The organism is Streptomyces sp. NPDC001732 (assembly GCF_053596315.1).
Map to the genome: position 1 here is coordinate 18,572 of NZ_JBSFFY010000020.1, position 24,925 is coordinate 43,496.

Consider the following 24,925-nt stretch of genomic DNA (forward strand, 5'->3'; position numbering starts at 1 on the left):
TGCCGGTGGAGCACCCGGTCGCCCTGCCGGACGACGAGCAGCGGCGAGGACAGCCGCCGGGTGGTGCGCAGGCTGAAGCGGTTGTGCGGCGGAGCGTCGCCGTCGGGCCCGACGAAATTCGGCGCGATCCAGCACGACGGGGGCTCGGCCGCGACGGGCGGACATCACTCGGGCCACGGACCCGTCGCCAGGTGACGCAGCAGGGGCGCTGCGACGGCCCGGCCCCCGACCGCGGCGACGGCGGCGCTCGCCGCGCCGTGCAGCAGGTTGCCGACAGCGAAGACTCCGTTCCTCGTCGTGCGGTGGGCCGATGGCCGGCGGGGGGCCGGTCGTCGTGATCGTGGGGGCATTGCGTGGTTCCCGTACCTGTCAGGCATGGTCCAGGAGGGTCTGTACGGCCGCCCGGAACCGGGCGAGCCGCTCGGCCGCCTCGTCGGCGCCGATCCGGGGTTCGTACACGGCGGCGGGTTTCCATTCGGGCACGGCCTGCCGGAGCGGCAGTCGCGGGTCGAGGCCGAGCCGGGCGACCGCCCCGACGCCGAGCGCGGTGACGTCGGGCAGCGCGGACACCTCGACGGGGCGTTGCAGCAGATCGGCCTGGGTCTGCATGAGCAGTGCGGAGCGGGTCAGGCCGCCGTCGACGCGGAGCGAGGTCAGTGGGGAGCCCAGGTCGGTCGCGACCGCGTCGGCGAGTTCGACCACCTGTGCCGCGATGCCTTCGCACAGGGCGCGGGCCAGGTGTCCGGCGGTGGTGTCGAGGCCGAGGCCGGTCACCGATCCGCGCAGGTCGCCGCGCCACCAGGGGGCGGCGAGGCCGGCGAGTGCCGGGACGAAGGTGACGCCGCCGGAGTCGGGGACGGTGGCGCCGACCGGGTCGAGGTCGGCCGCGCCGGAGATCACTCCGAGGCCGGTGAGCCAGTCGACGGCGGACGCGGCGGTGTAGACCTGCCCGTCGAGGCAGTAGTTCGTGCTGCCGCCGAGCCGCCAGGCGACGCAGCTGACCAGTCCGGTGGAGCCGCGGCGCGGAGTGGTTCCGGTCTGGGCGAGCAGGAACGCCCCCGTTCCGTAGGTGCACTTGGCGTTGCCCGGGTCCAGTGCGTTCTGGGCGAGGAGGGCGGCCTGCTGGTCGACGAGCAGGCCGGTCAGCGGGAGTTCGCCGCCGAAGGCGGTCGTCGTGCCGACCGTGCTGTCGCAGTCGACGACGGCGGGGAGGCGTTCGTCGGCCAGGCCGAAGACGTCCAGGGCCTCGGGCGACCAGGCGGCCCGGTCGAGGTCGAGCAGCTGGGTGCGGCCCGCGGTCGCCGCGTCCGTCACGAACGCGCCGGTCAGCTGGTGGACCAGCCAGGAGTCGCTGGTGGTGACGACGCCCTCGCGGGTCAGTTCCCGGCGGATCCAGGCCATCTTGGGGGCGGCGAAGTACGGGTCGAGGGGCAGCCCGGTGAGCCGGGTCAATTCCTCGTCGTGGGAAGAGAGTTCGACGCAGATCGGGGCGGACCTCCGGTCCTGCCAGACGATCGCGTCGGTGAGCGGGCGCCCGGTGTCCGGGTCCCAGGCGAGCACCGTCTCGCCCTGGTTGGCCAGGCCGACGGCGACGACCGGTTCAGCAGCTTCCTGCAACGCGCGGCGGCCCGCCTCGACGACCGAACCGAGGAGTTCCCCGGGATCGGCCTCGACCGCTCCCCCGCTGCCGTGACGGGTCCTCACCGGCACCGAAGCGGAACCGATCACACCGCGCTCGGGGCAGATCACCAGGGCCTTCGTTCCCGACGTCCCCTGGTCCACAGCGAGTACCGGGCCTGTCATCGACACTCCAGCTGTGCGGAAGCTCTGCGGCTTGAACGGAATCGTGATCATTGGACTGCGCCGCCCAGAGTGGTGCAGACCACCGCGTACGTCAAGGGCCGAACAGCCCCTCGTCCGGAGCTCTCTGAGTGAGGGTCAAGCTCTGCGGGATTATGTCTACTTGAGTAAGATCCGCGAATCGACCTGGAAAACGGAGCAACTGCCTCTACACTCACCGCCGAGCAACAACCGGACGCTTTCGAGCAGTTCGTTTTTCAACAGCTGCTTCACCCCCCACGTCCTTGAGGATTGATGAGACCGACACCCTTCGCCGAGAACCGGGTTTCCGATTCCCGGCCCTTCCGCTTCCGCACGAGCCCCACGTCACCGCCGGGTTGCGTGACGTGCTGAGAAGAACTTCCATCCGTCGCATGCCGTCCCGCCGCACGGGGACAGGGCGAGTCCATGGCCAACAGTGATTTCCGGCCGGTTTACCATCCGGCCGGCCACGACAACGATTTACGTGTCGCTTTACAGGATTTGCGCACCGGGCGCTGGCTGTCCATGCGGAGTCTGCTGGAGAGCACTCCGGACTGGACCCTGTGGACCCAGCGCACCCAGGTGCTCGGCGCGGTTGCCGCCGGTTCGGACGCGGTGCAGGCCTGGCTGGCCGAGGAGCCCCGGAGCATCGCCGCCGCGGTGATGCATGCCCGCGTCGTCGTCGAGCGTGCCGTACGGGCCCACCGCGAGGGCCACCACCGCGCCCGGGAGCTGTGGCAGGACGCCTGGACGGCCTGTCGGTCGGCCGCGAACGCCTCCCCCACCGACCCGGTGCCGTGGGTGTGCCTGCTCGCCCTGTCCCAGCTCGACGAGCGGCAGCAGCTGGAGGAACACCGGCTGCACCCGCCGGGACCGATGCTGTTCCCCGGCCCGTGGGGGCTGCTGGCGGAGGCCGACAAGCGCGATCCGTACAACCGCGAGGCCTACCACCGGATGCTCCAGTTCGTGTACGCGCGAAAGGCCGGCGGAAGTCTCTCGGAGGCGGTCAACTTCGTTCAGTGGGCGGCCTCTTCGGCCCCCGAGGGCTCCGCGCTGCACGTGCTTCCGCTGTATGTGCGGGTCGAGCGCTACCGCCGCGAGCAGGGCCACGAGAAGGCACTCGACCTCCACTGGGTCACCGAGGACGCCGAGCGGGACGCCGTCCGCGCGCTGGAGCTCTGGTTCCGCCGCACGGCTCCGATCTCCCACTCCCTGCTCGACCTCAACTATCTGGCCCACGCTCTGTGGGGTGCCCTCCAGTTCGCCGACGCCGCGGCGGTGTTCGAGGAACTCGGCCCCTACTTCACCTCGGTTCCCTGGGCGTACCGCACCCGTGGCGGCAAGGCTCCGGGAGACGCGGAGGACGTCTTCCTGCGTGCCCGCAGCCGCTGCCTCGCCGCGTCCCGCGCCCCGGGCCGGAGGTCGCGCGGCTGATCCGTCGCGCCGCGACGCCGCCCCCTGCCTGAACCGTCCCCCCTTTTTCCCATCCCTGCCCATCCCGCTCATGGAGGTTTTCCCGATGTCCATACCCACCCCGGCCCGGTCGGGTGCGGAGGTTTCCCATCCGGTGGACGAGGAGGAACGGCTGCGCGAACTCGGCTACCAGCCGGTGCTCGCCCGTCGCATGGGAGGCTTCGGCAACTTCGCCATCAGCTTCTCCGTCATCTCGATCCTGTCCGGCTGCATGACCCTGTACGGCTTCGGCATGTCCACGGGCGGCCCGGCGGTGATGCTCTGGGGCTGGGCCGGTGTCGGTCTCTTCGTTCTCTGCGTCGGCATGGCGCTCGCCGAGGTCACCAGCGCCTACCCGACCTCGGGGGCGCTGTACTACATGGCCGACCGGCTCGGCGGCCGCAAGTGGGGCTGGTACACCGGCTGGCTGAATCTGCTGGGTCTGCTGGGCGCGATCGCGGGCATCGACTACGGTGCCGCGCTGTTCACCGGCGCGCTGATGAACCTGCAGTGGGGCTTCACCCCCACACCGGGCAAGACGATGATCATCTTCGTCTGCATCCTGCTGCTGCACGCGGTGCTGAACCTCTTCGGCGTCCGTCTCGTCAGTGTGCTCAACTCCATCAGCGTGTGGTGGCACCTCATCGGTGTCGCGGTGATCGTCGCCGTGCTCGCGATCGTGCCCTCGAACCACCAGTCGCCGTCGTTCGTCTTCACCGAGTTCGTCAACGACACGGGGTGGGAGAACCCCTTGTACGTCGCGGCGATCGGGTTGTTGCTCGCGCAATACACCTTCTGCGGCTACGACGCCTCGGCCCACCTGTCGGAGGAGACGTCGAACGCCTCGGTGACGGCCGCCAAGGGCATCGTCCGGGCGATCTGGGTCTCCTGGATCGCCGGCTTCGTCCTGCTCGCCGGACTGACCTTCGCGATCCAGGACTACGTCGGCACCCAGGAGAGCGCCACCGGCGTCCCGCCCGCCCAGATCATGATCGACTCCCTGGGCACCTCCGGGGCCACCGCCCTGCTCCTGATCGTGATCGCGGCCCAGCTGTTCTGCGGCAACGCCGAGGTCGCCGCCGCCAGCCGGATGGTGTTCGCGTTCAGCCGTGACAACGCCCTGCCCGGCTCGGCGCTGTGGCACAAGGTGAGCGCCCGCACCCAGACCCCCGTCAACGCGGTGTGGCTGTCGGTCGTCGTCGCCGGGGTGCTCGCGCTGCCGTCCCTGTACTCCGCCACCGCGTACGGCGCGGTGACCGCGATCAACGTCATCGGCATCACGCCCGCCTACGCGATCCCGATCTTCCTGAAACTGCGCTCCGGCAACCGCTTCGAACGCGGCCCCTGGCACCTGGGCCGCTGGAGCAAGCCGATCGGCTGGATCGCCGTCGTGTGGGTGGCCATCGTGACCGTGCTGTTCCTGCTGCCGCAGTCGTCCCCGGTGACGGTCGACTCGATGAACTACGCGTCGATCGCGCTGATCGCGGTACTGGTCCTGGCCACCGTGTGGTGGTTCGTCGCCCGCCGTTCGTACAGCACCCCGTCGGCGTACGGCAACGCCCGCGAGCAGGCGGAGATCGAGGAAGGCATCGTCTGACCCTCCTCCCCTCTCCGGCCCTCCCGATCACGGCGCGCAGCGGACAACAGGCTGCGGGTGGTGGTCCGGGAGGGCCGAGGCATGTGCGGGGTGCTGCGTGCGGGGATCGGCACACCCCTTGAGTGATCGTTTGACCGTTTTGATTTATATTCGATCAATCTCTTGACCCATATCGATCAGTCGATCAGGATTCCCAGTGATCCCGATTCAGGAGTCGGGGAGACGCACGCCCGGTCCGCGGGGTGACGAGCCGCGACGACCGGTACGGCCGGCCACCGGACCGCGGGCGACGGATCCGTCCATCCCGTACGACGCGAAAGGCTGGCATTTCCCGCATGACCGCTCCCCACCCGGGCTCCCCGCTCGGACTCCCCGCCGACGACCGGACCGCCAGCCCGTACACCGGCTACACCCGTGCGCACTGGGAGGCCGCGGCGGACGGACTGCTCCGGGCCGCCTGGCGGTGGGCCACCCCGGGCGGCGCGCTGCTGGACCTGCCCGGCCGGCCGTCCGTGTCCGGGGTGCGCTCCGACGGCCTGGAGGGCTACGCCCGTACGTTCCTCGCCGCCGCCTTCCGGGTGGCGGGCGCGCACGGCGAGGACCCGCACGGCTGGCTCGACCGGTACGCCGACGGGCTCGCGGCCGGCACCCGTGCCCCCGGCCGGGACGACGCCGAGTCCTGGCCGCTGATCCGCGACCACTCCGTCTTCGGCCAGCCCATGGTCGAGTCCGCGTCGGTCGCCATCGGGCTGCGGCTGACCCGGCCGTGGCTGTGGGACCGGCTGGACTCCGAGGTGCAGGACCGTGCCGCGCGGTGGCTGCGCGACGCGCTGCTCCACACCCCCGCCCCCAACAACTGGTGCCTGTTCCCCTACTCCGTGGCCGGGTTCCTGGAGTCCGTGGGCCGGGGCGACGCGGAGACGGCGCGGGCGAAGCAGCGCGCCCTCGACCTGCTGGAGGGCTGGTACCGGGGGGACGGCTGGTACTCGGACGGCGACGGACGCGCCTTCGACCACTACAACGGCTGGGCGCTGCACCTCTACCCCGTGCTGGACGCGCACCTGTCGGGCGACGCGGAGCTGTCCGCGCACTACGGCGCCCGGCTGCGCGAGCACCTGGAAGGCTTCTCCCTGCTGTTCGGCGGCGACGGCGCGCCGATCCACTTCGGCCGCTCGCTGCCGTACCGCTTCGCCGCCGCCTCGTCGGTCGCGCTCGGCGCCGTCACCGGGCACACCCCGCTGACGCCCGGCGTCTCGCGGCGGGTGGTCAACGGGGCGTTGCGCTACTTCCTGGACCGGGGCGCGGCCGGTGCGGACGGGCTGCTGAACCTGGGCTGGCACGGCCCGCACGAGGCGTCGTTGCAGAACTACTCGGGCCCCGCCTCGCCGTACTGGGCGTCCAAGGCGTTCGTCGCGCTGCTCGCCCCCGAGGACCACCCGCTGTGGACCGCGACCGAGGAGCCCGCGCCGAGCGAGGGCCCCGACCGGGTGCTCGCGCTGCCCGCCCCCGGGCTGCTCGTCCAGTCCACCCGCGCGGACGGGATCGTACGGCTGCACAACCACGGCAGCGACCACGTGCGCCCGCACGAGGGCGAGGCTCAGGTGCAGGACGACCCGTTGTACAGCCGGCAGTCGTACTCCACGGTGACCGGTCCCACGGCACGGGGGAACGTCGCGGACAACCATCTGGCCGTGGTCGTCGCCGGGGTGCGCAGCGGTCGCCGTGTCGTCCGCGCACTGGGCGCCGGGTCGGGCGACGGCTGGGGGTGGGCCGCCTCCTGGCACCGGCCGGTGTTCACGTCCGCGCCGCCGATGGTGCCGGGGATGCGCGTGGAGAGCGTCACCGTGGCCCGTGGCCGGTACGAACTGCGGGTGCACCGGGTGCTCGGGGCCCCGCCCGGGGCCCGGGTGGAGCAGACGGGCTGGGCGACCGGCCGGGACGACACGGCGCTCTCCGCGCTGCACGGCCTGTACGGCTGGGAGACGCGGGACGAGGTGCGGGCGCCGCAGGGCACCGCGTACACCCCCTGGGCCGTGGTGCCCCGGCTGTCCGCGGCGGCGGAGGGCACGGTGCTGCTGGTGGCGCTCGCCTCGCTGAGCTCGGAGCCCGGCGCGACGCCGCTCGACGCGGTGGTGAGCGGAGTGGACGTGGACGGGGACACGGTGGAGGTCCGCTGGGCCGGGGACCCGGCGACGACCCGCGTCGCCTTCGGGCCGCTGTCGGTCACGCACGGCTGAGCACCGCGGCGCGCGGCCCGACGGCCGCGCGCCCCGCTCTCTCACGCGTCCGTCCGGATCACCACCGCCAGGGTGCGCGGGCCGTGCACGCCCTCCACCCGTTCCAGCTCGATGTCGGACGTGGCCGAGGGGCCGCTGATCAGTGTGGTCGGCCGTCCGGGCACCAGGCGCGCCACCGCCTCCGGCACGCCGACCTCGACCGTCGACAGGTCGACGACGCACACGTGCAGATCGGGCACGAGGGACAGCGCCCGGCGTCCCTGGTCGGGCGAGCCGTCGAGGAAGATCGTGCCCGTCTCGGCGCAGCTCACGGCCGAGGCCGTGACGACCCCGTCGAGCTCGCCGAGGCGGGGTGCCGGAACGGTGCCGGAGTCCTGCTGGACCTCGCCGTCGTACGCGTCGAGCCATCGTTCGTCGAGCCCCGCCGGCACCCCGATCCGCCGGGCCCCGCGTTCCCGCAGCACCTCGGCAAGGACCTGTGCGGTGCGGTCGGTGGTGCAGGTGTGCACCGTCGCCCGGTAGTCGACGAGCCGGTCGGTGAAGAGGGCCAGGCGCGCGTCGTCGGGGAGGGTGCGGCCGGTGCGGTAGGCGCGCGGGACGGTGACGTCCCGGGCGGGGGCGAGGGCCAGGGCGTCCTTGATCCGGCCCAGTACCGTGTCACGGGCGGTCGTCACTTCCCCTCCTCCTTCTTCTCGTCCTTCTTCTCGTTCCCGCGGTGCTCGGCTGCGGCGGCCCGCATCGTCGCGGCGCCCTCGGCCGATGCCAGCCAGGAGCGGAAGGTCTGCTTCGGCGGGGCGGCGGTGTCCCGGCTGTCGCTCCAGCCGTCGAACGGCGGCGGCAGGTGCGAGATCTTCCCGTCGCGTCCGCCCATCACACGGCCGAGCCCCGCGCCCTTCTGCGCCGCCGTGAAGAGTTTCGGGTGCTTCATGACGGTGGCCGCGGCCTTCATGGCGAGCTTCTCGGCGGTGAACCCGGCCTGCTCGGTGTTCTGGTGGCGCAGCTCGACCAGCAGCGAGGGGATGTCGATCTTGACGGGGCAGGCGTCGAAGCAGGCGCCGCAGAGGCTGGAGGCGTACGGCAGCGAGCTGTTGGGGTCGTCCTTGGCCGCGTGCATCCCCGCGAGCTGCGGTGTCAGGACGGCTCCGATCGGTCCGGGGTACGTCGAGCCGTACGCGTGGCCGCCGGTCCGTTCGTACACCGGGCAGACGTTGAGGCAGGCCGAGCAGCGGATGCAGTTGAGCGCCTCGCGGCCGATCCGGTCGGCGAGTGCGGCGGTGCGTCCGTTGTCGAGCAGGACCAGGTGGAAGTTCTGCGGCCCGTCGCCCGGTGTCACACCGGTCCACAGCGAGGTGTACGGGTTCATCCGCTCGCCGGTGGAGGAACGGGGCAGCAACTGGAGGAAGACTTCGAGGTCCTGATGGCGCGGCAGCACCTTCTCGATGCCCATGACGGTGATCAGGGTGTCGGGCATCGTCAGGCACATGCGGCCGTTGCCCTCGGACTCCACGACGGACAGGGTTCCGGTCTCCGCGATGCCGAAGTTGGCGCCGGAGACCGCCACCCCGGTCGTCATGAACTTCTCGCGCAGATAGGCGCGGGCGGCGGCGGCGAGATGCGCGGGCACGTTGTCCAGGCCCGGGTCGACGCCCGGGATCTCCTTGAGGAAGATCTGCCGGATCTCGTCGCGGTTGCGGTGGATCGCGGGCACCAGGATGTGTGACGGCTTGTCGTGCGCGAGCTGGACGATCAGTTCGGCGAGGTCCGTCTCGTACGGGGTGATGCCGACCGATTCGAGGTGCTCGTTGAGGCCGATCTCCTGGGTGGCCATCGACTTGACCTTGATGACGTCGCTGCTGCCCGTCTCCTCGACCAGCCGGGCGACGATCTCGTTGGCCTCGGCTCCGTCGCGCGCCCAGTGGACGGCGCCGCCGCGCTCGGTGACCTTTCGCTCCAGTTGTTCCAGGAGTTCGGGGAGCCGGTTCATGGCGTCGGTCTTGATGGCCGAACCGGCGTCGCGCAGCGCCTCCCAGTCGGGCAGTTCGCCGGTGACGTCGAGGCGTTTGGCACGGATGGTGCGGGTGGCCCGGCCGAGGTTGCGGCGCAGTTGTTCGTTGCGCAGTTCGTCGTGCGCGGCCCGGGGGAATTTCCGGTCGCCGCGCAGATTGCCCGTTCCGTACGGGGAACGGGGCGGGGGCGCGGGCATGCCGAGGAAGGTGCTGCTCATCGGACGGCCTCCGTCGGGACGTACGGCGAGGTGCGGGTGGCGGAGAGGATCTGGGCGAGGTGCAGGGTGCGGGTGCCCGACTCGATGCGGGAGAGTCCGCCGCCGATGTGCATCAGACAGGACGAGTCGCCCGCCGTGCAGACCCCGGCGCCGGTCGCGGCGATGTTGCGCATCTTGTCCTGGAGCATCGCGGTGGACGTCTCGGCGTTCTTGACGGCGAAGGTGCCACCGAATCCGCAGCAGGAGTCGGCCTCCGGCAGCTCGACGAGATCGATGGAGTCGACGGCGCGCAGCAGCTTCAGCGGCTTGTCACCGACGCGGAGCATGCGCAGGGAGTGACAGGTGGGGTGGTACGTCACCCGGTGCGGGAAGTACGCGCCGACGTCCTCGACGCCCAGGACGTCGACGAGGAGCTCCGACAGTTCGTACGTCTTGGCCTTGACGGTGGCGACGCCCGCCCGGAGCGCCGGGTCCCCGTACCGCTCGGCGACGATCTCGTGCTGGTGACGGACCGAGCCCGCGCAGGACCCGGACGGCATGACGACGGCCTCGATCGAGGCGTCGCCGAACTGGTCCGCGAAGTTCCGCACCAGGGGCAGGGGTTCGCGCTGGTAGCCGGTGTTGACGTGCATCTGGCCGCAGCAGGTCTGCCCCGGCGGGAAGACCACGTCGTGGCCCAGGCGGGCGAGCAGGACCGCGGTCGATTTCACCGCCTCGGGGAAGAGGGTGTCTCCCAGACAGGTGGCGAAGAGTCCGATGCGCATGGGTCTCTCCGATCGTTTCTCCAGTTTTATGGTCCGACCATACTAGCCTCGGTCCGAATCGTGAAGACGATGCCGCGCACACCGGACGGGACGCGGATGCCTAAGGTCATGCACCTGACAAATACATACGCACGGCGCCGGACTCCGCAGGCCGAGCCGGAGTCCGGGCCCGAGCCCAGGCCCTGTCGGGCGGGCCCTTACGCGCGGCCGGAGTTCTCGTCGACCAGCGTGCCGTGCAGGTTGCGGATATGCCGCTCGACCAGGTCCGCGGCCTTCGCGCCCCGGCCCGCCCGCACCAGACCGAGCAGCTCGGCGTGTTCCGTGTCGAGCGCGGCGGCCGTGGCCGGCCAGTCCTCCGCCTCCTCCAGCGCCCGCAGGATCAGGGGCCGCACCGACTCGCGGACGGCAGAGGTGAGCGTGGAGGTCAGCTCGTTGCCGGAGCTGCGGGCGATGTGCACGTGGAAGCGGGTGTCCAGGTCGTTGAACTCGGCCACTCCGATGCCGGGCTCCCCCATCCGCGCGACCAGCGTCTCCGCCTCGTCGAGGTCCTCCGCCGAGGCGTGCCGCGCGGCCGCCTCGAAGCTGGACCGCTCCAGCACGACCCGCGCCTCCAGGACGTCCTCCAGGCTGTAGCTGCCCAGGGCGAAGTGCAGGCGCAGCAGCCGCCCGAGCGCGTCGTCGGGGTTGCGCACGATACGCGCCCCGGCGTCCGGCCCCCGGCCCGGCTGGGCGACCAGTACGCCGATGGTCTCCAGCACCCTCAGCGCCTCGCGCAACGCGGACCGGCTGACCCCGAGCACCGGCGCGAGCTCGCGCTCGGGCGGCAGCCGGTCGCCCGCACGGAGCTCACCGGCGAACACCCGCTCCTCGATGCTCTGGAGCACGAGTTCATGCGTACGGGACTGTCGTACGGGTTGCCATTCGACGGGCATCCGTCACCCCCTGCCTCGGCCGGAATCGTCCGGTTGCCGTCGCTTCTGCTGCCCGATCTTCAACTATGTCACACACCACGTATGGTCGGACCAAAGATCCGGCGCTGCCCGCTCCCCCGCTCCGGCTCAGTAGGTGACGACGATGCGGCGGCCCATTCCGTCCACCTCGATCCGCCCGCCGTACGGAATGACCAGCTGGGGGTCGGTGTGGCCGAGGTCGACATCGAGGACGGCCATGGTGCCGGGGGCGTACTCGCCCAACGCCCGCAGGACCGCCTGCCGTTGCTCCTCGCGGAACCGCTCCCCCGCCTCGGCGTCGAGCGGCTGCTCGAACGACCAGTTCCTGGCCCGGCCCATGAGGAGGGCGGGGAACTGCGCGAGCAGGCCCCGCTCCCCCATGCTCCGCAGAATCCGGTAGACCTCCTCCGCCGAGGGCATCTCCTCGCACGTTTCGAGGAACAGCACCCGCCCCGCGTAGCTGTCCACCGGCCGGATCTCGCGGCCGGCCATCAGCAACCAGGACAGGATCGACAGTTCTCCGCCCCAGCTCGCGCCCTTCACGGTCCGGCCGTCGGCGTTGTGCCAGGTCCAGCCGCCGCAGGGGTGCATCTCGGGTTCGGAGTCGAAGGTGCGCGGCTCCTCCCACCGGCCGTTCGCGCCGTTGGTCTCCTTGGAGGGGGTGAGTTGGAAGGCGCCGCGGGTGAAGAGCGCGGCCCGCAGGGAATCGGCGGTCAGCGGGTGCATCGCGCCTGGACGCCCCAGCTCGCACATCACCGTGCCGCCGTGATAGCCGACGATGCCCAGGTTGTCGAGGAACACCAGCAGGTTGGTGTTGTCGCTGTATCCGAAGAAGGGCTTGGGGTTGGCGCGCAGCAGATCGCGGTCCAGGTGCGGCAGCACGGTGATCTGGTCGTCGCCGCCGATGCTTGCGATCACTGCCTTGATGTCGGGGTCGGCGAACGCAGCGTGGATGTCGGCGGCCCGTTCCCGCGGAGTGGAGCCCATCTTCCGCGTCGTCGGGTACTCCACCGGTTCTAGCCCGAATTCTTCGCGGAGCCTGCGCAGCCCCAGCTCATGGGGCAGGGGCAGGATGCCGGGGAGGCCGGAGGAGGGGGACAGCACGGCGACCCGGTCACCGGGCCGGGGCTTGGCGGGGTACTGGTTGATCGACATCCGGTGAGCGTAGGCGGCTCCGAAGACGACGTCGTCGGAGTTTTCGACCCGGCCGGCCATGGACCGGCCGGGCCCGCCCCCCTCCGTCCGCCCCCTCCGTCCGCCCCCTCCGTCCGCCCCCTCCGTCCGCCCCCTCCGTCCGCCCCTTCCGTCCGCCCCTTCCGTCCGCCCCTTCCGTCCGCCCCTTCCGTCCGCCCCTTCCGTCCGCCCGTCAAACGCCTCAGTCGTCTCAGTCGTCTCAGTCGTCTCAGTCGTCTCAGTCGTCTCAGTCGTCGAAGGATCCGTGGCGGCCCGCACCGCTCCCGAACCGTTCGGCCCCGGCCTGCGTCTCCCCCGCCGTCAGCGGCACCAGACCGTGCCGGTACTCCGCGGTCAGCGCCTCCGGCTCGCTCAGGCCGTGCTGCTCGCGCACCGACAACCGGTCGTGGCGCAGGCACAGTTGCGGGAAGGCGGCGATCTCCCGGGCCAGCCGCTCCGCCGCTCCGCGTGCCTCGCCGGGCGGCACGATCCGGTTGGCGAGCCCCATCGCGTACGCCTCGGCGGCCGGGACGGGCCGCCCGGTGAGGATCATGTCCATGGCTCGGCTCTCACCGATCAGGCGCGGCAGCCGTACCGTTCCACCGTCCACCAGCGGCACGCCCCAGCGACGGCAGAACACCCCGAACACCGCGTCCTCCTCGGCCACCCGGAGGTCGCACCAGAGGGCCAGTTCCAGGCCCCCGGCCACCGCATGACCGGAGACCGCCGCGATGACGGGCTTGCTCAGGCGCATCCGGGTCGGCCCCATCGGCCCGTCGCCGTCGGCCAGGACCTTGTTGCTCCGCTCCGTACCGATGCCCTTCAGGTCGGCACCCGCGCAGAACGTACCGCCCTCGCCCCACAGCACGGCGACGGACGCGTCCGGGTCTTCGTCGAACTCACGGAATGCATCGGCCAGTTGAATTGCGGTCGGCCCGTCCACGGCATTGCGGACCCCGGGCCGACTCAGGATCACCGTGAACACGGCACCGTCGCGCTCGATCCGCACGGCTGATCTTCCACCCATTGTTCGGCCTCCCTCGGAGGATCGCGCGGGGACGGCGGAGAGCGCCCCGTCCCCGTCGGCACAGCTGATTCATGCGATTCTCACGCAATGGTTCTACGGTGGGGCCCGTGACCCAGATGAGTCCGCCCGGCTGGCACCCAGACCCCGGGCACACAGGAACAGGCCCCGTTCACGAGCGCTGGTGGGACGGCGCCCGGTGGACCGATCACCTCCGCGTGCCGCCCGCCGTGGTCCGGCGTCGCCGGATGCGCGTCGGCATCGGCCTCACCGCCGGCGTGGTGGCCCTCGCCGCCGTCGGGGGCGGTGTCTTCCTGTGGGCGGACCGCTCCGGCGGCTCCCCGGAGCGCGCGTCCGCGGTGCCGTCCGCCCCGCCGTCCGACGGTCCCCGGCGCGGTCCGGGGGCGCCCGGGGGCGAGGGCGGGGACGAGGGCCCCGGCCGGCGGGCCCCGCAGGCCGAGGACGGTTACGCCACGGACCTGACCAGCGGCATCAGCCTCCCGGTGCCCGACGGCTGGAAGGGCACCTCGGGGATCGCGGGCGCGGGAGTGACCACGGGCGAGTACCCCTGCCCCGGCGACAGGTCCGAGCAGTGCGTGCGCGGCGGGGTGTTCTCCATGCCCGCGAAGGGGCTGAAGCTCGACACCACGACGCCCAGGGCCACGGCACTGAAGGACATCGCCGCCAACGCCTCCGACTCGTACGGCGAGAAGATCTACGGGGGCATCACCTCGCACGAGGAGCTCAGGTCGGAGGCGGTCACCGTGGCCGGCGAGAAGGGGTACCTGGTCCGCTGGAAGGTCGTGACGAAGAACGGCGACGACGGCTACGTCCAGTCGCTGGCCTTCCCGTCCCCTCGCTCCCCGGACATGCTGATCGTCGTCCGCTCCGGCTTCGACGTCAGTTCCGAGGCGCCCCCGCTCTCCGTGATGGACGACATCACCAAGGGCATCAAGGCCGCCTCGGGAACGGACGCGGGCCCCGGCACCACCGCGTAGGGCCGGGGAGCGAACGCAAATATCGGACACACATGCGTATGAGTACGAAGGGCCCACCGGGCTGAGTATGTCGGCCCATCCCCCGAGGAGGCCGCCGCCGGTCCAATGGCTGCATGCTTCCTGATGCCCCGCACCGCCCCCGCCTCCAGCACGTGGCCTCGGCCGGTACGACCCTGGCCGTGACCCTGGCCCCGCTGGTGATCGGCGTACTGCTCGCCAAGGCCGCGGCGGCGGACCCGATGGCCCCGGTGAACGCGCTGGTGACGCGGGGCGGGCAGCCCGTTCCCTTCTCGCCCGCGCAGTGGCGCAGGTGCGGCAGGCAGGCGCTGCGCCGCTGGAAGGACCCGCTGCACGCCTGCGGGCGCCCCGGCACCCTCGCCGGCCGGCGGCGCTCCGGGGTGCGGCACCTGCGCCGCACCCCGGAATCGCTGCCGGCCGAGCGCTGAACCGACGACGGGCCCGGCGTCCGGGGCGGCCCGGACGTCAGACCCGTCGGCAGTGCAGGAACACCTGCGGTTCGGTCGCCGCCGCCTCGTGGTCCGGGGTGAACAGGGTGCTCTGCTCCCACACGACCGAGAAGCCGGCCCCGGTGACCAGTTCGGTGAACTCCTCCGGGCCGAAGCTGGTCGCCCGCACCGGGTGGCCCATGAAGACGGTCCCGACGTCCTCCACGTCCAGGGGCACCGTCGCGACGACCAGCTGCCCCCCGGGAACCAGCAGCCGCCGCGTTTTCCGCAGCAGCCGGGACTGCTCGTCGCGGGACATCTGCAACAGCGAGAAGTACACGCAGACGGCGTCGAAACTCCCCTCCTCCAGCGGGAGTTCGAGAATGTCCGCGCACTCGAAGACCGCGCCCGGCACCTGCCGGGCCGCCAGCTCGACCATGACGGGCGAGACGTCGACCCCCAGCACCCGGTGGCCCGCCTCGACCAGGGTCTGCGCGGTCGGCCGCCCCGTTCCGCTGCCGACGTCCAGGACCCTGCTGTGCGGCGCCAGCCGATCCAGCAGGCGACTCAACGAGGCGTGATGGGCGGCGGATTCACCGAACGCCCGCTCGTAGTCCGCGCCCAGGGCGTCGAACACCGTGGCGGCGGTGAGACCGTGCTCCTCGTCCATCGTTGTGGTTCCTTCCCCTTTGCCCGTGTCATGTGCCGGGATCGTTTCATCAATCGACGTTGCCTTCAACGCCCGTCCCCGTCACGGGACATGAGGCCGTCAGGGAAGACGGGACAGCCGAATATCCGGTTTACCGACCGGTCCCGGGTTCACTACAGTCGCAACGAATCGCGCACCACGACGGCATCGTGGCGCGCACCGTGACGAGTGAGGGGAGACCGGTCGTGCGCCACCGCGCCGCTGTCGTCGTCCCCCGGTCACGGTACGAGGTGATCCTGGTGTCTTCGTGCGCCCGGTGCAGGCTGCGCGGCCCGCATCGGACACCCGCGACGAACGACTGACCCCCGAAGAACCACCGGCGCCGACGCGCCCGCGCGGTCGTGCCTCGATGCGAGGTGCCGTGTCACGGGGCTCCGTGCGGCCCGGTCACGGGCCGGTTCGTCCGGGAATCGCGCCGACCCGTTCCGGATCACTCCGAAAGGCCATGGGCCGTGCGTACCGACATCCACCGTCCTCCCACCGGCGCCCCCACCGACGTCCGCAACCTGGGCATCCTCGCCCACGTCGACGCCGGCAAGACCACCGTCACCGAACGGATCCTCTATCTGACCGGCGCCGTCCACAAACGGGGCGAGGTCCACGACGGCACGACCGTCACCGACTTCGACTCCCAGGAACGCGACCGCGGGATCACCATCTTCGCCGCCGCGGTGAGCTGCGTCTGGGACGGCCACCGGATCAACCTCATCGACACCCCGGGCCACGTCGACTTCTCCGACGAGGTGGAGCGCTCGCTGCGGGTGCTCGACGGCGCGATCGCGGTGTTCGACGCCGTCGCGGGCGTGGAGCCGCAGAGCGAGTCGGTGTGGCGGCAGGCGGACCGGCACGGGGTGCCGCGGATCGCCTTCGTGAACAAGCTGGACCGGGCCGGCGCCGATCTCGACACCGCGGTCGCGTCGATCAGGGACCGGCTGCACACGGTTCCGCTGGTGGTCCAGCTGCCGATCGGGAGCGAGGACAGGTTCACCGGCGTCGTGGATCTGGTGCGCATGCGGGCGCTGGTGTGGGCCGACGGCGACGGTGTCGAGGAGGGGCCGGTGCCGGACGCCCTGCGCGAGGAGGCGCACCGGCGCAGGCGGCTCCTGGAGGAGGCGGTGGCGGAGCTTCACCCGGCGGCGCTGGAGGAGTTCTGCGAGCGGTCGGCGCTCCGCGAGCAGACCCTGGGCACCGCGCTGCGCGACCTCACCCGCACCGGTGAGGGCGTGGTGGTGCTGTGCGGCTCCGCCTACCGCAACCGCGGTGTCGAGCCGCTGCTGGAGGCCGTCGTGGCCTATCTGCCCTCCCCGCTGGACGTTCCGGCGGTGCGCGGCACCCTGGACGGCGCGGTGCGGGAACGCGCGGCCGATCCGGCGGCGCCGTTCGCCGCGCTGGTGTTCAAGGTGAACTCGACGGCCACCGGTCGGCTGAACTACCTGCGGGTGTACTCGGGAACGCTGCGGAAGGGGGACACGGTGCTGGACGCGGGCGCCGGGCGCACCGAGCGGGTGGGCCGCATCCTGCGGGTGCAGGCCGGACGGCACACCGATGTGGACACGGCGGTGGCCGGGGACATCGTCGCGGTGATCGGGCTCAGGAGCGGCCGGGCCGGTACCACCCTGTGCGACCCGGCGGCGCCCCTGGTCCTCGAACCGCCGTCCTCGGCCGACCCGGTCGTCTCCGTGGCGGTGGAGGCCCGTCGGAGCACCGACACCGAACGGCTGGTGACGGCGCTGGCCCGGCTGGTCGAGGAGGACCCCTCGCTGCGGGTGCGGACCGATCCCGAGACCGGGCAGACGGTGCTGTCGGGCATGGGGGAACTGCATCTGGAGGTCGCGGTGGAGAAGATCCGTCGTGCCCACGAGCTGGAGATCGGTGTCGGCCGGCCGCAGGTGGCCTGCCGGGAGACGGTCGTGCGCGGGGTGTCCGGGCTGGTGTACCGGCACGTGAAGCAGGACGGCGGCGCCGGGCAGTTCGCCCATGTCGTCCTCGACGTGGCGCCGTTGGACGTCACCGGTGACCGCGACGGCGACGACGGCGGCTTCGCGTTCGGGTCGACCGTCGTCGGCGGGCGAGTGCCGCAGGAGTACGTCCGGGCGGTGGAGGCGGGTTGCCGGGACGCCCTGGCCGAGGGTCCGCTCGGCGGGCATCCGGTGACCGGGCTGCGGGTCGTGCTGACCGACGGGGCCACCCACTCCAAGGACTCCTCGGAGATGGCGTTCCGCACGGCCGGCCGGTTCGCGCTCCGTGCGGCGCTGCGCGCCTGCGCGATGGTGGTGCTGGAGCCGGTGGCGGAGGTCACGGTCACGGTGCCGGACGACGCCGTGGGCGGGGTCCTCGGCGATCTGGCGGCGCGGCGCGGCCGGGTCTCCGGCTCGACCACCCGGGCGGGCACGGCGGTGATCACCGCGACCGTGCCGTTGGCGGAGCTGTTCGGCTACGCGACCCGGCTGCGCAGCCGGACGCAGGGCCGGGGCACCTTCACCACCCGTCCCGCGGGCTACGCCCCGGCTCCGGGCGCGGTGTCCTCCGGCGCACCGGTCCGGTAGCGGGAAGCGTGCCGGTCCCGCCCCCGCCGGGGGCGGGACCGGCACGGCGGGGGCGGGGACGACGCGCCGGGGACGACGCGCCGGGCCCGGGACATGGCGGGTCCGGGGCACGGTCCTCCCCGGGCCCGTGCGGATGTGCCGTGGCTCGGTTCTCCCGGGGCGGTGCGGTTCTCCCCGGGCATGGCGTCCCGCCGCTACGGGTGGGCCGGGATCACGCAGTCGTCCTCCTGGGCGGGGGCGCGCCCGGTCGGCCAGGCCCCCCTCGAACGTCGGCTTCTTCGAGCCGGGTTCGAGCTGGACCACGGACAGGGCCTTGTTGTACGGGTTGCCCGCGTTGGTGAGACAGCCCCAGCCACCGGCTCCCCGTACCCGCAGATCGGCGTTCAGCTTGCCGAGGTCCTTGCGGATCCGGTCGGCCGTCGGCACTTCCTGCCCGCTGGTGTGAACCGCTCGGGCCAGCGCCCTGGACGCGGTCAGGACGAAGTCGTACGTGACGATGGTGCGGCCGTCGTCGAGGTAGACGTCGCCGATGGCTCCGCCCTGGGCCGTGATGTCGCGGCGCAGGGCGGTCATGGCGTCCTGGGCCTCCCGGAGGTACGGCGGCGGGCGCTGTGTCCTCCGGTTCGGGTCCTTCCGCCACTTCGCGAGTTCGATGGACCACGCGTCGGGGTGTGCCGGGGCGGCGTAGCGGATGGTGACGGACGGTTTGCCGGAGCCCGGATCGCCCTGGAGCAGGGCGCGGTGGGCGTCGTCGAGCCGCTGGTCGAGCGCCGTGGCGTCGGAACCGGTGATCACGGTGTACGACTTCTTCTCGCGGCAGTAGGTGGTGGCCAGCTTGTTCACGAAGAGCTTCAGGTGCAGGGCCCGGCCGGCGAAGTAGACGACACGGGCGTTGGAGCGGCAGATGTTGCCCGCGAAGTCCTCGAACTCGTCGGGGGCGACGCCCGGTTCCTCGACGCCGGGGGACTCGGAGCGCATGTGCTGGACACCGCCTCGGCCCTTGGCAGCCCTGGCCTCGGTGAAGGCGCCCCGCAACGAGCGGTTGTAGCCGACGATGGCCCTCAGGTCCGGCTCCTGCCGGGTGAACTGGTCGACCGTCATCTTCCACTGCCCGTACGCCTTGCCGGGGTTCGCGAGGACGAGGCGGATGGGCGGCTTCGCGGCGTCCGCGCCGTTCGCCCCGGCCTGGGCCAGGCAGGCGCCCTGCACCTCGCTGAGGATCTGCCGCCGCACCGCCGGGTTGTCCGACTCCATCGGGATGAGCAGGGCGACGGTCGCGTGCTTCTTGCCGGCGACCGCCCTGTTCTGTTCCGCGATGTGCGCGAAGATCTCGGACATGCCCTTGGCCTCGGGCATGAACACACCGCTGCCGTCGGAGACGCCCAGGCATTCCGTGCCGTGGACCTGGAGGCCGTTTCCGCAGCTCTCCGGCTTGCGGAGGAAGCCGTAGTAGACGCCGAGGCCGGCCCCGCCGGGTTCCGAGGTGGTGACGACCACCGGGTACACGCGCAGGCCGCGGGACTCCCCGTCGTACGCCGCGATGAGCCGGTCCCGAATGATCCGCCGCGCGGGGACGGTGTCCACGTCCGGCAGGAGGAGGACGGGGCGGCGCGCCCGGTTGAGTCGGCGGACCACTCCGTAGTGCGCGTCGATGTCGGCGAGCAGCGCCTCGACGAGCAGCAGCTGCTTCGTCTCCGCCGGCTCGTCGCGCAGGCGTTCCAGTTCCTCGCAGACCGCCTCGAAGGTGCGTTGCCGGGGAAAGCGCTCGGTGCCGTACCAGCGGACCGTCCGGTGGTGGGGGAACCGGAAGGCGTTGACCGCCTTCAGCAGGAGGCCGAGCAGTCCGCCCCTGCCCTCGCTGACGTACGGGTCCTCCAGGAGGGGGTCGAGCCGGGGGCGCAGTTCGGGCAGGGTCTGCCGGCGCTCCTCGGTGATCGCCTCCCTGATCTGCCTCTTCAGGTCCCCGATCTGCCACGGCCGGGACTGGGTGGGGACGGGCTGCCAGTCGTAGAGCGCCGTGCGCGCGGCGGCGAAGCGCGGGAAGACTATCGGCAGGCCGTGAGCCACCCGGCCCCCGTACCCGCACCCCTCGGTCATCGCCTGCGACTGCTCGACGACCAGGGCCTCCTCGTCCCACCCGTCCCGGAGGCCGCTCGGATTGTCGACCGGCACGATGCCCCGGTAACTCCTGAGCAGGGCACCGAGCCATTGCCGGACGGGGCCGGGCGCGCCCTCGACCTGGATGGCGAGCACGCCGGATCTGCGCTCGAAGCGCACTCTCCTGCGAGTGAATCTTTCCCTGAAGGTCAAATGTGCCAGGACATCGTCCAGCGCCATCCGTCACTCCCCGTTCCCGAACGGCGGATCGGTGAGCACCTTAGTGTCAAGTGACCTTGGAAGAACGGAAATTGGGCATTCAGACGCTTCCGGCGCCAGGGCACCGGCCGAGTGTTCCCGACCGGTGCCACCGCACGCGCCGCCCCGCCCCGGGGCCGTCGGCTCAGTTCGCGAAGACCTCGCGGAGCTTGGCCTCCTTCTCGCTGTCCAGGTTGGAGTGGATCAGTTCGGTGTGGCCGCCGGAGAAGGCGTTCCGCACCCGCTCGACCACGGCTTCCTGGGAGAGCAGGAAGAGCGCCGAAGTACCCGGGGTCACCTGCGACTTGACCGAGTCGATGAAGTCGTCGTCGATGCCGACGTCGGCCATCTTGCCGCCCAGCGCACCGGCCGCGGCACCGACCGCGGCACCGAGCAGCGGCATGAAGAAGAGGAGGCCGAAGAGCATCCCCCAGAAGGTGCCGGAGAGGGCGCCCGCTCCCGCGAGGTTGTGCAGTTGCTTCGTCTTCGGCTTCCCCGCCTCCGCCGGCCAGCTGACCGTGGCCGCGTCCAGCACCTTGATCAGCTCCTGCTTCTGCAGGTCCAGGAGCGTGCTCTCGACGCTGCCGGCCCCCTCGGGCGTATCGAACTTCCATACGGTCAACGTGGCCATGGGACTCCTCCGGGCGCTATTGTGCGCGATCGACGAAACCTCAAACTAGGCGAATTCGACATGGGGCGCATTTCGCCTGATTCGATTGGCGGGAGCGCGGGGAACCGCACGGTGAGCGGACGCCCTCACGGGCCCGGATGAAGAGGAAGGGCGCGTTCCGCCAGGATCCGGCGCCCGCCCTTCACGGCCGACGGGCCGACGGGCCCGGCCCGGAGGGCATCAGCCCGTACGCTCCCCCGCCTCATCGGCTCCGGCTCCGGCTCCGGCTCCGGCTCCCAGGAAATCCGCCAGCGCGAGGGCGAACAGCAGGGCCAGGGCCAGACCGACGACGACCCAGCCGGTGGGATGGGGCCACAGGAGGTACGCCACGAGCCCCGCCGCCACGAGGAGCCAGACGATCCAGGTCCGGCACCGGTGCACGAACGGGCCGACCGGACCGGTCCGCAGTCCTGCCCGGTCGGCGGCGGTCCGGGCGGCTCCGATGCCCGCGGTCCACAGACTCCTGACGAGACCGGCCCGGCGCCCGGTGCCGGTGAGCCAGGCGGCCAGGGCGACGACGACGCCGAGGGCAACGGCCATCCGGACCGTCGTGTGCAGGAAGCGAGTGAGCGTGTCGTAGACCGATCCGGCAGCCGCCCGCGAGACGTCCGGCGGCAGGGCGTCCAGGTAGAACGCCCTGAAGGCACGCAGGGCGATGCCGAGCAGCGCGGTGGTGGCCGCGACCCCGAGGGCGCCGGCGACCAGGGCCCTGCGCCGCCGGACCGAGAGCAGGACGCCACCGCCGACCAGCAGGACGGCGAGGACCGGGAGCCAGCCGCCCGCGAGCTGGAGGAGGCGCGTCCAGGTCCTGACCCGTTCGATGTCGTCCGACTTCACCAGCGTGAAGTCGGTGTGCACCTCGGGAATCCGTCCGGCGACCCGCATTCCCTCGTCGACGAGGCGCTGTTTCACCCGGTCGACCACCGGGCCCAGGTCCAGCGTGACGGTGTTCCCTTCGAGCCGCACCGCGCCGCCGCCGCTGCCGGTCAGCGCCTTGTCCATGGAGGCGTGGGCCGCCCGGTTCGCCTCGGTCCAGATGTTCTCGAAGGCCTTGGAGGCCGCGACCTCCCGGGCCTTGTCGTGCACGAAGCCGCGCACGGCCCCTTCCAGCACGTTCCCGAGTCGCCCCAGGGCCTTCTCCAGCCGGGGACGGTCCTGGGGGGCGACGTCGGAGAGCAGGGTCGACAGGTCGATACGCGTCATGAGCGCGTCGGTCACCCGGTCGGCGACGGCGTCCTGCACATCGGGGTCGGAGGCGAGCGGCGCCACGGTCGCGACGTAACGGTCGGTGTCGCCGACCTCGTCCGCCGCCCAGGAGGCGACGATCCCCGCCGGGGCGAGCAGGCACCCGATCAGGACGAGCACCACCGCGAGAAACGACCGCGCCCGGTGCCGCCCGCGGGGCGCGGCCGCTCCGGCCTCCAGGGCGGCAACGCGTCCGCGCAGCTCCCGCAGCTCACGCGCCGCTCCCTCGGGCGCACCGGCTTCCCCGTCCTGCCCGGCCTCGGCCACGGGTTCCTCCTCCGGTCGCGGTGTGCCCCCTCCTCCGTGGCCAGCGGAACCCGGATCTCGGCACGCGTCGAGAGGAACCGGTTGTTCGGGTGAGCGGGAGCGCCGGCCGCCCGGGGCACGACGGCGAAAACGACTCGGGGGCCGTATCGGATCTCTCCGATACGGCCCCTGAGCTACGACTCCCACGAGTCGGGACGACAGGATTTGAACCTGCGACCCCTTGCCCCCCCAGCGGCGAAGGCGCGTAATGCACGGCGAGAGGGGCTGCTCATGAAGAAGTGTCTCGCGGGGTCGGTTGGGACCATGGATCGTCGGAACGCCCCTCGTCTCTCGTGCCCTGCCGTGGCAGCCCGCAGGCATCATGATGGCCCGACCACTGCGCCGATCTACTGAAGAAGCTCCGCAATCCACGCCGGCGATCCGTGCACACCGAGCTCTTCCCGGAATCTGGTTGAGGCGTGGTGAAGGATGAGGACGGCCTTGACGATGCCGGCGACCAAGTAGGTAGCGGTAGCCAGCCGCGTTGCCGATTTGGACGCCGACAGCAAGCTGGACGCAGGGGTAGCCAATCGACTGTCGGCCACCAACCTGACCCGGTCAGAGGGCTGCGTGGGCAGGTCTGCGCCCGGTGACGGAATGAAGATCAGGACACCACGAGGGTACGGGGGTGGGGGGGTCGGCACGGGCTGACCTGTACACGGAATTGCGGGGACTCCGGGAACGAGCAGAACGCGCTCGGCGCGGTCACGGCGAACTGGTCGGCGTCGACTCTCTGGTCTTCGAGGCCGTGGCCCGAAGCCTGCCCGGCGCACGGGACCTCAAGGCGCACCGCATACGCGACTGGGCGCCTCCCCGGTATTCCGACTGCCGCGTTCCCCCACGAAACCGTACGCGCGAGGCGCTCGCCGTGGTTACCGTATGGAAGGCATGGGCGGGCGAAGAGCTGAACGAGGCGGAGTGGTTCGGTCTCCTGGACCGAGCACAGCGCGAGAGTACCGAGGAAGACGCCGCTGTCAGGGCGGTTGACCCTACCGCCGCGCCGCCGGTGTCCAGATTCAGCACTCCCCCGCCGCTACCGCCAGCGTCCAGGCGCATAGCACCTGCGCCCCCGCCGCGGATGTCCAGGCGCGACGTCCCGGGTCCTCCGCCCCGCCCGTCAACGGAGCTAAGACCGTGTCCTATGTGGTGAGTCGGAGGAGTCGTTTGTAGCAGCAGAGGGGGCGGCGAGACCGAGGAAGGCCAGATAGTTGCGGGGGTGGCGTTCGTAGCGGTGGTTGAGTCGGCGGTAGCCGGTCAGCCACGACCTGGTCCGTTCGATGACCCGTCTGCGGCGTCCGAGCCGTTCGCTGGATTCGATTCCCTTGCGGGCGCTGCGGACGCCGATCCGTTTTCCGCGGAGTCATTTCCGCAGGTCGGGGATGTCGTACGCCTTGTCGGCGTGGAGCTTTCCGGGTTTGTAGTGCCAGCCGCGGTGGGGGTCGTGTCTCGATTGGAGGCCGGCCCCCTGGGCTTCAGGCCCTGGCTGTCGTGGGTGTTGGCGGCGGAGAGCCCGACGACCGGGGGCAGTCCGTTCGCGTCCGACAGGACGTGCATCCTGGAACCCGGTTTACCCCGGTCCACGGGGCTCGGGCCTGTGAGTACGCCCCCTTTTTGGCCCGTACCTGGGCGGAGTCCAGGACCACGCGGGTCACGTCGAGCAGTCCGCACTCGTCGATGCGGTCGAGCACCGCCTCGTGCAGCCGGCCCCAGACACCGGCCCTGGACCAGATGACGAACCGGCGGTGCGCGGTCGACTTCGAGACCCCGAAACACGGCGGCAGAGCCCGCCAGGCACACCCGCTCACCAGCACGTAGACGATCGCGGCGAACAGCGTCTCATCAGGCGTGTCCCGCGTCCCGCCGCCCTGCGGACGCACCCTCGACGGCGGGATCAACGGCTTCGCGATCTCCCACAGCCCGTCCGGAACAATCCAACTCCACGTATCCCGCCCCATGAACAGCCCAACGAGCGATCACCACATAGGACGCGGTCTTACATCCTCATCTCAGTTCGGGCTCTGGAGATCGTTGAGGTCGACTACGTGGAGGCGGCCCTCGCTCCGGCGATCGTAGGGTGGGCCGAGTCGGAGTTCTCTCTAACACCTCACCGCTGCAACGTCAGTCGCGACAGTGCCACAGGCCAGTTCGCGTTCGGCTGGGACGAGTGACCTCCATGGCCAACGGTGCCGTGATCGCGGTCAAGCCCCAGGCATTCGGGCAGTTCCAATACCCGACTCCACCATTACACCCCGACGTCCGCCAGATCACCGCAGCCGGCGCCGCCCTCTCGGCGCACCTCAGCGTGCTCCGCGCACCCCGGTCCCTGCCCACCGCGATCGCGGTCGCCCGCTGCCACGGTCAAGGCCGGTTGGACCCCAAGCGGTCCCCCTCCCGGCCGGGCAGGATCA

Annotated in this window: 17 protein-coding genes and 1 pseudogene; 7 read left to right on the plus strand and 11 right to left on the minus strand. The window is 71.5% G+C overall.

The features are described 5' to 3' along the window. Positions 1-369 precede the first annotated feature (369 nt). Entirely contained in the window at positions 370-1,803 is a 1,434-nt protein-coding gene (locus ACWCXX_RS20485; protein WP_451129155.1) for an FGGY family carbohydrate kinase, read from the minus strand. A gap of 444 nt (positions 1,804-2,247) precedes the next feature. Between ACWCXX_RS20485 and ACWCXX_RS20490 the strand changes: the two genes are divergently transcribed. The 3 genes from ACWCXX_RS20490 to ACWCXX_RS20500 all read left to right on the plus strand — a co-directional run bounded on the left by ACWCXX_RS20490 (position 2,248) and on the right by ACWCXX_RS20500 (position 7,107). Beyond that, on the plus strand, positions 2,248-3,255 hold the full coding sequence (locus tag ACWCXX_RS20490; protein ID WP_451129157.1) for a hypothetical protein: 1,008 nt from the start codon (positions 2,248-2,250) through the stop codon (positions 3,253-3,255). Positions 3,256-3,340: 85 nt separating this feature from the next. Further along, entirely contained in the window at positions 3,341-4,870 is a 1,530-nt protein-coding gene (locus tag ACWCXX_RS20495) for an amino acid permease (RefSeq protein WP_451129159.1), read from the plus strand. A 335-nt stretch (positions 4,871-5,205) separates the two neighbouring features. Beyond that, positions 5,206-7,107, plus strand: a complete 1,902-nt coding sequence (locus ACWCXX_RS20500) for a DUF2264 domain-containing protein (RefSeq protein ID WP_451129161.1) — start codon at positions 5,206-5,208, stop codon at positions 7,105-7,107. Positions 7,108-7,148: 41 nt separating this feature from the next. On the opposite strand, the gene ACWCXX_RS20505 is transcribed toward ACWCXX_RS20500, so the two are convergent. The 6 genes from ACWCXX_RS20505 to ACWCXX_RS20530 all read right to left on the minus strand — a co-directional run bounded on the left by ACWCXX_RS20505 (position 7,149) and on the right by ACWCXX_RS20530 (position 13,245). Then, positions 7,149-7,781 carry a LutC/YkgG family protein gene (locus tag ACWCXX_RS20505; RefSeq protein WP_451129163.1) on the minus strand — a complete coding sequence of 211 codons (633 nt, stop codon included), beginning with the start codon at positions 7,779-7,781 and terminating at the stop codon, positions 7,149-7,151. After that, positions 7,778-9,331 (minus strand): lactate utilization protein B, encoded by a 1,554-nt coding sequence (locus tag ACWCXX_RS20510; RefSeq protein WP_451129165.1) that lies wholly within the window; start codon positions 9,329-9,331, stop codon positions 7,778-7,780. The genes ACWCXX_RS20505 and ACWCXX_RS20510 overlap by 4 nt, the downstream gene beginning before the upstream one ends. After that, on the minus strand, positions 9,328-10,095 hold the full coding sequence (locus ACWCXX_RS20515; protein WP_451129167.1) for a (Fe-S)-binding protein: 768 nt from the start codon (positions 10,093-10,095) through the stop codon (positions 9,328-9,330). Before ACWCXX_RS20515 ends, ACWCXX_RS20510 begins: the two co-directional genes overlap by 4 nt. Before the next feature lie 197 nt (positions 10,096-10,292). Further along, positions 10,293-11,027, minus strand: coding sequence for a FadR/GntR family transcriptional regulator (locus ACWCXX_RS20520; RefSeq protein WP_451129169.1), 735 nt, complete (start codon positions 11,025-11,027; stop codon positions 10,293-10,295). A gap of 126 nt (positions 11,028-11,153) precedes the next feature. After that, entirely contained in the window at positions 11,154-12,200 is a 1,047-nt protein-coding gene (locus tag ACWCXX_RS20525) for a S66 family peptidase (protein WP_451129171.1), read from the minus strand. Positions 12,201-12,465: 265 nt separating this feature from the next. Beyond that, positions 12,466-13,245: a crotonase/enoyl-CoA hydratase family protein gene (locus ACWCXX_RS20530; RefSeq protein ID WP_451129173.1), complete on the minus strand. Its 780-nt coding sequence runs from the start codon at positions 13,243-13,245 to the stop codon at positions 12,466-12,468. Between the two features lie 116 nt (positions 13,246-13,361). Here ACWCXX_RS20530 and ACWCXX_RS20535 point away from each other — a divergent pair, with 116 nt between their 5' ends. Both ACWCXX_RS20535 and ACWCXX_RS20540 read left to right on the plus strand, forming a co-directional pair. Further along, the gene (locus ACWCXX_RS20535; RefSeq protein WP_451129293.1) at positions 13,362-14,240 is read left to right on the plus strand and encodes a DUF2510 domain-containing protein; all 879 of its coding nucleotides are present in this window, start codon (positions 13,362-13,364) and stop codon (positions 14,238-14,240) included. Positions 14,241-14,353: 113 nt separating this feature from the next. Beyond that, on the plus strand, positions 14,354-14,686 hold the full coding sequence (locus tag ACWCXX_RS20540; RefSeq protein WP_451129175.1) for a hypothetical protein: 333 nt from the start codon (positions 14,354-14,356) through the stop codon (positions 14,684-14,686). A gap of 37 nt (positions 14,687-14,723) precedes the next feature. Here the strand turns inward: ACWCXX_RS20540 and ACWCXX_RS20545 are convergent, their stop codons facing one another. Next, on the minus strand, positions 14,724-15,356 hold the full coding sequence (locus ACWCXX_RS20545) for a class I SAM-dependent methyltransferase (RefSeq protein ID WP_451129177.1): 633 nt from the start codon (positions 15,354-15,356) through the stop codon (positions 14,724-14,726). A 491-nt stretch (positions 15,357-15,847) separates the two neighbouring features. Between ACWCXX_RS20545 and fusA the strand changes: the two genes are divergently transcribed. After that, positions 15,848-17,941 carry an elongation factor G gene (gene fusA / locus ACWCXX_RS20550; RefSeq protein WP_451129179.1) on the plus strand — a complete coding sequence of 698 codons (2,094 nt, stop codon included), beginning with the start codon at positions 15,848-15,850 and terminating at the stop codon, positions 17,939-17,941. Positions 17,942-18,682: 741 nt separating this feature from the next. Next, complete coding sequence (locus tag ACWCXX_RS20555) at positions 18,683-20,332, plus strand: hypothetical protein (protein WP_451129181.1); 1,650 nt, start codon at positions 18,683-18,685, stop codon at positions 20,330-20,332. Between the two features lie 109 nt (positions 20,333-20,441). Here ACWCXX_RS20555 and ACWCXX_RS20560 read toward each other — a convergent pair whose 3' ends face one another. From ACWCXX_RS20560 to ACWCXX_RS20570, 3 genes and pseudogenes are all read right to left on the minus strand, one after another. Continuing rightward, positions 20,442-20,927: a DUF1269 domain-containing protein gene (locus ACWCXX_RS20560; protein ID WP_451129183.1), complete on the minus strand. Its 486-nt coding sequence runs from the start codon at positions 20,925-20,927 to the stop codon at positions 20,442-20,444. Between the two features lie 219 nt (positions 20,928-21,146). Further along, the gene (locus ACWCXX_RS20565) at positions 21,147-22,478 is read right to left on the minus strand and encodes a hypothetical protein (protein ID WP_451129185.1); all 1,332 of its coding nucleotides are present in this window, start codon (positions 22,476-22,478) and stop codon (positions 21,147-21,149) included. 1,178 nt (positions 22,479-23,656) lie between these two features. Then, positions 23,657-24,472 (minus strand): annotated as a pseudogene (locus ACWCXX_RS20570) (IS5 family transposase). Positions 24,473-24,925: the final 453 nt, after the last annotated feature.